7 protein-coding genes are annotated in these 8,068 nt (G+C 27.1%); all 7 read right to left on the bottom strand.

The window, feature by feature from the left end:
• Positions 1-196: 196 nt before the first annotated feature.
• Complete coding sequence (locus F0460_RS16460; RefSeq protein WP_223810829.1) at positions 197-352, bottom strand: NUMOD1 domain-containing DNA-binding protein; 156 nt, start codon at positions 350-352, stop codon at positions 197-199.
• A gap of 396 nt (positions 353-748) precedes the next feature.
• On the bottom strand, positions 749-1,948 hold the full coding sequence (locus tag F0460_RS14835) for a deoxyguanosinetriphosphate triphosphohydrolase family protein (protein WP_150014623.1): 1,200 nt from the start codon (positions 1,946-1,948) through the stop codon (positions 749-751).
• A 102-nt stretch (positions 1,949-2,050) separates the two neighbouring features.
• Entirely contained in the window at positions 2,051-2,794 is a 744-nt protein-coding gene (locus F0460_RS14830; RefSeq protein WP_150014621.1) for a Cthe_2314 family HEPN domain-containing protein, read from the bottom strand.
• A 141-nt stretch (positions 2,795-2,935) separates the two neighbouring features.
• The gene (locus F0460_RS14825) at positions 2,936-3,592 is read right to left on the bottom strand and encodes a hypothetical protein (RefSeq protein WP_150014619.1); all 657 of its coding nucleotides are present in this window, start codon (positions 3,590-3,592) and stop codon (positions 2,936-2,938) included.
• A gap of 209 nt (positions 3,593-3,801) precedes the next feature.
• Positions 3,802-5,736 carry a DUF262 domain-containing protein gene (locus tag F0460_RS14820; RefSeq protein WP_150014617.1) on the bottom strand — a complete coding sequence of 645 codons (1,935 nt, stop codon included), beginning with the start codon at positions 5,734-5,736 and terminating at the stop codon, positions 3,802-3,804.
• A 150-nt stretch (positions 5,737-5,886) separates the two neighbouring features.
• The gene (locus F0460_RS14815) at positions 5,887-6,525 is read right to left on the bottom strand and encodes a GIY-YIG nuclease family protein (RefSeq protein ID WP_150014615.1); all 639 of its coding nucleotides are present in this window, start codon (positions 6,523-6,525) and stop codon (positions 5,887-5,889) included.
• Positions 6,518-7,981, bottom strand: a complete 1,464-nt coding sequence (locus tag F0460_RS14810) for a primase-helicase family protein (RefSeq protein ID WP_150014613.1) — start codon at positions 7,979-7,981, stop codon at positions 6,518-6,520. Before F0460_RS14810 ends, F0460_RS14815 begins: the two co-directional genes overlap by 8 nt.
• Positions 7,982-8,068 lie beyond the last annotated feature (87 nt).

Below are 8,068 nucleotides of genomic sequence, written 5' to 3'. Positions count from 1 at the left end.
ATAAAAAACAGTACAATTCAGAAAAGAAGACAATTCTACAACCAACAAAAATTAATAAATTTATAAACTAAACACTAAATTAGTTTTTATATTTAACTGTCTAATTTACTTTGAAGACGTACAATAATACTATTATCAAATATACAAAATAATCCCAGCTATTCTTTTTTAAGTAAATAAGCTCCCGAAGGAGCTTTCATAAATAACTAAACTTATAACCTGACGTCTGCTTACATTCACCTCTACAACAGCGTGTAATTGATGACAATCCTATACCTAAATGTTTTGATGCTTCCCTTGCAGAACCGAAAGTAGCTAATAATAAACCATCTAAATCATATTGATATACTATTTTAGAACGTTTATCTTCAGCCTCTGGATATTCTGGTGTATAAGACCACAGAATCCTTTTTCTGAATTTAAACTACTAAATAAGCATTAAAAAATGTATCTATAAGTAAGATCCGTTGCTATTAAATTATCGTAGTATTTTCTGCAATGAAAGTTGATGAACCCAGCAAAACCTTTTTAAACAACAAAAAAGCCTCACATTTCTGTAAGGCTTTGTATATTTTGCTCCCCCTCTTGGGCTCGAACTCAAGTCACGAGTCCCTTTATTCATGAGGGTTTACTTATATCAGATATTCGTTAGAAACCGAATTTTACGCCTTTCATACAAATATAAATAATTTTAAGTAAGGTTGTCAACTTTTTTTGATATTAGCTAGACTATCTATTAGCATTAAAATTACTTAAAATAGATACCTTTATCTTTTAAAGCACCAAAATATTTTTCATACTGTTGAATTGCAAAAAAATCCGTCATTCCTCCTAAATAATCTATTATCATCGCATTACTATTGTCTATAGATCTATAATTAGCAGGAAGTAAGAGAAGATCTTTATTATATTGTTCATCAGCATATAATTCAAACAATCTTGTTAATATGTGATTTCCTAATTGCTCGTATTCTACTATATCTGGTTGTCTTTTTATAGCTTCAAAAGTTAGCTTTTTTAATCCATGAGAAAGTTTTTTTAATTTTTGATATCCTATTACTCCATTTGAATCCAATCCAATATCCTCAATTAAACAATTAACCAATTTTGAAGTAAGTTCTTTCCTAAAAAGCATTGAGTATTCCTCTGATGTTTTATACATCTCTGCTTTTTCAGCAAACTCTTTAGCTGAAATAACTATTGAATTAAAATATTCGGTAGCATCTTTATATTCGGGGCTAATACTAAATTCATACAGTAGCTCATCTATAGTAAAGTATTTTAATTTTAAGCCATCTTCTAAATCATGTACTGCATAAGCAATTTCGTCGGAAATGTCCATTATTTCACAATCGATAGTCTTATGATTAATTTTATAAATTTCAAACCACTCCTTGACTATGTCATAATCATTATCATAAAGGAATTTTTTTTTGTTTTGAGTAATGGAATTAAAATATTTAACAATTCCCAGCATTGTTCTAATAGTAAGATTGAGTCCGTTAAAATCGTAATGCCTTTCTTCAATATATCTCAAAATTCTAAAAGTTTGAGCATTTCCTTCATATGGAATCTTAGAGCATTTACTTAAAACTTTTTCACCAGCATGTCCAAATGGAGGGTTTCCTATATCATGAGCAAGGGAACATGTTTGTACAGTAAGTATATCGCTTAACTTTAGCTTCTTTGAAATAGTTTTTGCAATTTGAGCGACTTCATTACTATGTGTCAATCTGTTCCTGTAAAACGCATCACTTTTGGGTATGAATAATTGCATTTTTCCTTGCAATCTTCTAAATGCAGATGAGTAAAGAACCCTAGAATAATCTACATCAGCATTAGATCTGTAAGCAGAAACATTTGCCTTATATTTATTATTGACTCTAATTTCACTAACTTCTTTCAATTGATTTTCTTTCTCTCTTACGTACTCGTACAGTTCTTTCATAAGTTATCCTTGATTAACATTAATATTCTCTAAAATGATACAAAAAATAGTATAATTTCAGATTTTAAATTAAAATTATAATATTTTAATTTTATTAATACTTTAGGGTATGTCTAAATAATTCTCTAATTGTTCAGAGGAAATATTTAGAATTTTTCTACACATAATTACATACTCAATTATCTCCTGCTCAATCTGATCTACCATTTTAATCAAATTATCCTTAGTCTGTTCTTTTAATGATTCAGGTATTGGTTCATTTAATAATCTATATAATTCATTCCAAAAGACAACATTTTTTAGATATTCGAATTCAGTCTCCCCTTGGTGCAATTTCTCATGTCTTTTTTCTTTAGTAATTTTTATTTTTTCTAAAAGTTCAATTATCAACTCATTTAATTGTGGATAACTTTGTTGTATTTTGATTCTAAATAGATAAAGATTTGCTTTTTCAATTTCTGTATTGTAGATTAAGTTTAGTATTTTACCCAAAACATCCGATAAAGAGTTAATTCTAATTATATAATTCTCGATAAAATATGTATAATAACTCTGCGTATTTTCTAAGCTAGAATATACTTTTTCGACTACTTGATAATCTTCAATTCTTAAGAAAATAATAGTTTTCTCTAAATCTGATAATATAGTTGTAAATTGATTGAAAAGTTCATAAAATTTTTTCACACGTACTTCTCTTTCATTATCGTTTAAAAAATTATCATAATTCTTTTCTTTGACAGATTTAGAAAATGATGCTGTAATAATTGGCACATATTTATCAAAATATACTTTAAAAAAAATTCCTTCCAAAAATATATCTTGAACAGTTTGTTTTTCTTCACTCATACTAATAATTAATGGTTATTGCGCAAGATGCATATAATCGAGGCAAAAAAATCAATTAAAAATAAAAATTATTAATTGATTTAAAAGTTGATCTTGATGATTTATTAATTACAACTTAAACGATCAAGTTTTTACTGTTGATTATTTTTGTAGAAAGTAATTATTGAAAATTCTTTTTATTAATTCCCAAAGAGCATTTGCACTTTCTGGTGTAACATTAAGTTGGATTAAGACACTCATAATTGTTCCTATAAATAAATTTATCCAATCAAATTTGCCTAATTCTTTCGCTGTCTCACTCAAATGATCTAATCTTAAAATAATTTCATTCTGCTGATTTAATATTAAAGGAATCGTTGAAATATTTTCTTTCAATAATTCGATTTTTGAATTAATTTCTAAATATTCATAAAATGAAAATCTTTCGTTGTCAAAATTATTTAAAAAATGAATTTCAGAAATTTCAGATTTAAACTTTTCCCATAAATTAGGTGCATTTACCTCTCTTTTTAAATAGTGCAACCATTCAATAAAATAATCTAAAGCTTGGTCAAAACTTATATCAGAGCTTGAGTCTAAAACTTGTTCATCACCTGGTGAATAATTTACAAATAGATTATTCCTAAATTCACTGGCGTAAAAAGCAAAATAAAAGGTTCTGTTTGATTTAAACACTATACTTGTTTTAAAATTGCCTGAGCTATCAATTTCAACTAATTCAAACTGATTATGTGAAAAAAAATCATTACTCTCTATTATTTCAAAAAGTGAATTTTTCTGTGATTGTAGTAATTTCATTTATATATAATTTTATTGTACTCTAATTTTGCTACATTATATTGTGATTATTTTTATTTTCTTTATGACATCTACTCAATTTAGTGAACTTTCCCCCAATAAAAAAATCAGTCACTTTAACATAAATTTCCAATATAAACAGAAAAAATATTAATAAAATCTTATTAAGTCTATATTTATCAATGCTAAAGGCTATGTCCTACTTTATACTACTTTAGAAAATCTAAATTTAAAATTTTTAATCTTATTTCATCATCCTTAAAATCGAGACCCCATCTTTTTTCCATAAATTTTAAAAGTTTTATACCTCTCTCTTTTATAGTTTCGGGAGTCCAATCGGTATATTTAGTAATTTCATTTTCAGAGTATGATCCAAATCTAAAGCCAACATATTCTGTTTTACCATCAATTTTATCTTTAAAACATTTATTCTGTAGACTAGAGTTTTTTGGTTTCGAGAGAGGAAGTAAATTACCTAAAGAATTATTTAATATTCTTCTTTGTTTTAAACTATAGCTAGAAAAGTTTTTCTTCCAACAATCATGGTTAACAGTTTGTGGAAAAATGTGCTCTACTGTAATAAAATCACGCTTCTCTTCTTTAAAATTCACCCAATCAAGTTTACCTTTTTGAGTTTTAGATTTTTTATATAAACTGTGTTCATACTCATATAAGAAATATCTAATCCCTCTCCAATTATAAAAATTGGATTCATTAAAAAATTCAATTACTTTTTCAATAAATTCAGGATGATTTAAAATTGTATTAATCTTTTGTTCAACAATATCATAGAATTCTAAAATTTTCACATCATCATTGTAAATTTTATATGAATATTCATGGAAATTTATTTCCTCAATTTTGAATCTCCAAGAAGTTAGAAAGCTTAAAAAGCTGATTTGTTCAATTTTTTTTAAAAGTTTAATTTTTAATGATTTACTTACCTTTTTTTGATACACAACTAACAAAAGTCTAAGAATATCTCTATCCTCTAACCTATTGATTTTATCCAAATAAATTTTCTCATCTTCATCAAAGCCATTATTTAGTAAAGGATTGTTCAAATTATTCCAAACTATAACTGATTGTTGAAGGCTTTCAACGTACGTTTTTATTAGACTAACAACATCCAATGGATCTAAATCAGTTATATTTTTTAAATTAAATTTATCTTCTAATAAAAAATCTTCATTCTCTTCATGATACCTATAATATCTATATCTCTTATACTTATTTTCTTCGTTAAAAATTTCCTTCCCAAAAAATAAATCTCTGTGAACTATTAAAAATCTGTCATCATTTAAAGGATTATCTTTATTTACCCCAAGATAATGATAAACACCTTTCCATCCATCATTTATTATCTTACGGAGAATTTTTTTATCGTCTTCTTTACAATTTAATTTAGTACTTAAATATATCAATCTATTTTTTAGCAATTCTAGATTTGTTAGCGGTTTACCTCTATTATTCATTGTTTCAAAAGCTACAAATACATCTATATCATCACTAATTGTATAAATATTGAATAAAAGATTTTGAGTAATTTTCCTGTAAATAACTTCCTTTTGTTGGATAGATAGATCTTTTAGTTTTTCTTCGAAAAATAACTTTGCCTTTTCAAGATTGTGTGTATATATTGTTACTTCATTGCTATAACCACCAATTGATGTTTCTAAAAAAATATTATTTTTTAAGTATTCATAGGAAGGATTATCTTTCTCATAACCAAAAATATATGATCTAGATATTCCATTATCTATAGATTCATAGATAAATTTCTTTTTTATGTCCCCTAAAGTTGTATAATTTAGCATTTGTGAATTCTCTATTGACTCAATTAATGCTTGTATAAGTATTATTACTGTAGTAAGTCGTTGTTGCCCATCAACAATGTATAATGTCTCGTAATTTTTTTTTTCAATAATCCATGTATCTTCTTCCCACTTTTCTGTTATGTGTTTAGGAACAGATTCTAATGTTAATACACCAACATAATGATTTTTAGCGTCATCTAATTGCTCTATGTCATTCCAAAATTCTTTTAATTGCTTCTCGGTCCATGCATATCCTCTTTGATAATCTGGAATTCGAAATAGTCTTTCAGTAAAAAATTTAGAAATTGATTGTAGTTGATTGTCCATCCAAGTCTTTTATAATTTTGAATATGTCATTATCCTACTAAATTAGTAATTTTTATTAAAAACTAACATTAATACAATGTATTTTAATTTTAAAAAGTTCATACCAAAATATGTTAAAATTTAAGACAAGCAAAGTGCTTCATGATACAATTATTTGTAACAAAACTTATAACCTGATGTTTGTTTACGTTCACCTCTACAACAGCGTGTAATGGATGATAAACCAATACCAAGTACTTTAGATGCTTCACAAGCAGTGCTAAAAGTAGCCAACAATAAACCATCTAAACCATATTGATATACTATTTTAGAACGTTTATCTTCGACCTCTGGATATTCTGGAGTATAAGACCATAAGAATCCTTTTGCTGTCTTTAAACTACCTAAACAAGCATTGCTTATTGTTTTACGTGAAGCATTTACAGAGTTACCAGCTTCCTCTAACGTATCATATGTTGCTATTGGCTCAATGTTGTTCATTTCAAACTTATAAATCGTTTTTCGAAAACCACCACCTCTATCTGAATTGTACCCAGCCGACAATGCATTATATGCTTCAATATAATAGGCTTCTTTTTGAGCTAATTCATCAGTTGTATCGGTAAAGTCAATCCATAAATAATCAAAAGCCTGAGAACCGTAGTTCTCAATGGCTTTATGAAATTTATTGTCAACTTTTTTTGCACTTTTTTGGAAGTGGTCTAGTATACGACCTTTGATTTCTTTTGTTGTTGACCCTACATAAAACTGAGCTGTAAATATGTTCCATACAAGGTAGATCTTATTCATTATTAGCTCCTTCCTCTAAAATATTATCCGTTTCTAATGGTTTATGCGTATCTACTATTTTGAATGAAAAAACACCACCTGCATTCTTTTCTACATATTTATAACCTTTATAAAAGCAGTATTTCTTGATATCCCGTGTGATTGAATTTGAAGATATTGGATAATCTTGTGATTCATTATATACCTCCACAACTTCCTTTTTTATATTCCATTCATCGTCTGTAAAATTCGTAATTGACTCACAGAAATCAAACATTTTATTACCGATCAAACTTCTTACTCTTGAATCTTGAATATCTTGATCTTTGTATTCTTTTAATCCATTTTGATGATAATAAACAATACATTCCACCATAAATAGAAAGAATTTATTGAAAGCTTCATCATTCCAATCATCAGAAAAGAAAATTTCATTAAAATGATCTTTTGGAGTATTTGTAGCATTAAAGACATTATCTAATACTAATTCAATTTTTCTGCGTTCAGATGAAGCTCCTGCAATCATTTTAACCTCTCTATTTGATGACACCACAAATTTTGGTGCATATTTATAGTCCAAAATGAACGATTGTTTTCCTTTTTTCTCAACTTCAAAATCTCCTGTTGAAACAGAAAATATGTCCTCTAGGTTAAATTTATCGTTTACATCGTCTAAGAATACTGTATTTGTATAAGGATCTACATTTTGATATAGAAATCTATTTGTTCTATCATCATATCTCTTACCGTCAATTACTGTTACGTTTCTTAGCTGTTTAATCGCACCGTTGATCAATAAAGTTTTACCTGTACCTCCATTTGCAGAAGTTTTTGTACCAGTTTCAGCATCATAAAGCAACACAATTTTATTTTCTTGCGCTTCCTTATTAGTGTGTAAAAGATAACCTATAATTGATTTTAAAGAACCAAACCTTTCCTCATTATTTCCAGTAATCATCTTGCAGAATTCTTTAAAATTACAACCATCACTTGTTTCAGACTCTACGAATGTTCTTTTAATTCTACTATCTGATAAAATTGAACCATCAATATCTTTATATTTAATTATCTCATAACCATTGCGAGTAATTTTGATCAACTTATTCATAAATGGTATAAAGGTTGTATCACGAGTATCTCTTAGAATATTAAGTTCAATAGTTTTAAGAAACTGTAACTTGTTAACCGATAAATATCCTATACTGCCTCTAAGAAATTTTTCAATAAGTTTTTTATCTAATTCATGAGCTTTCATTAATGAGACTAATTTATATGCTAAATTCTTCTCGTTATATACTTCAATAACATTGTTACGTTTATAGATCAATTGATTGTTATAAGGACTGTCATCATCTCTACAAATTCCAAAGCCCATTTCTTCTAGTAAATGAATTAATGCCATTTGTTGTAATTCTACTTTGTCACCCTCGATTTTAAACATTGCTTGAAAAAGCTCTTTTTGTTCTTGATTTGTCATTTTATACAAAATTTAGATGTTAATAAATTTTGTGATGTGGATAAGCGCTTATTTTATCACATGACAAAGGTGTTAATTGTAGATTTC

Origin of the sequence: Paenimyroides baculatum, assembly GCF_008629655.1 — a bacterium.
In the GTDB taxonomy this organism is placed as follows: domain Bacteria; phylum Bacteroidota; class Bacteroidia; order Flavobacteriales; family Flavobacteriaceae; genus Flavobacterium; species Flavobacterium baculatum.
This window is presented reverse-complemented; position numbering and strand designations above follow the sequence as displayed.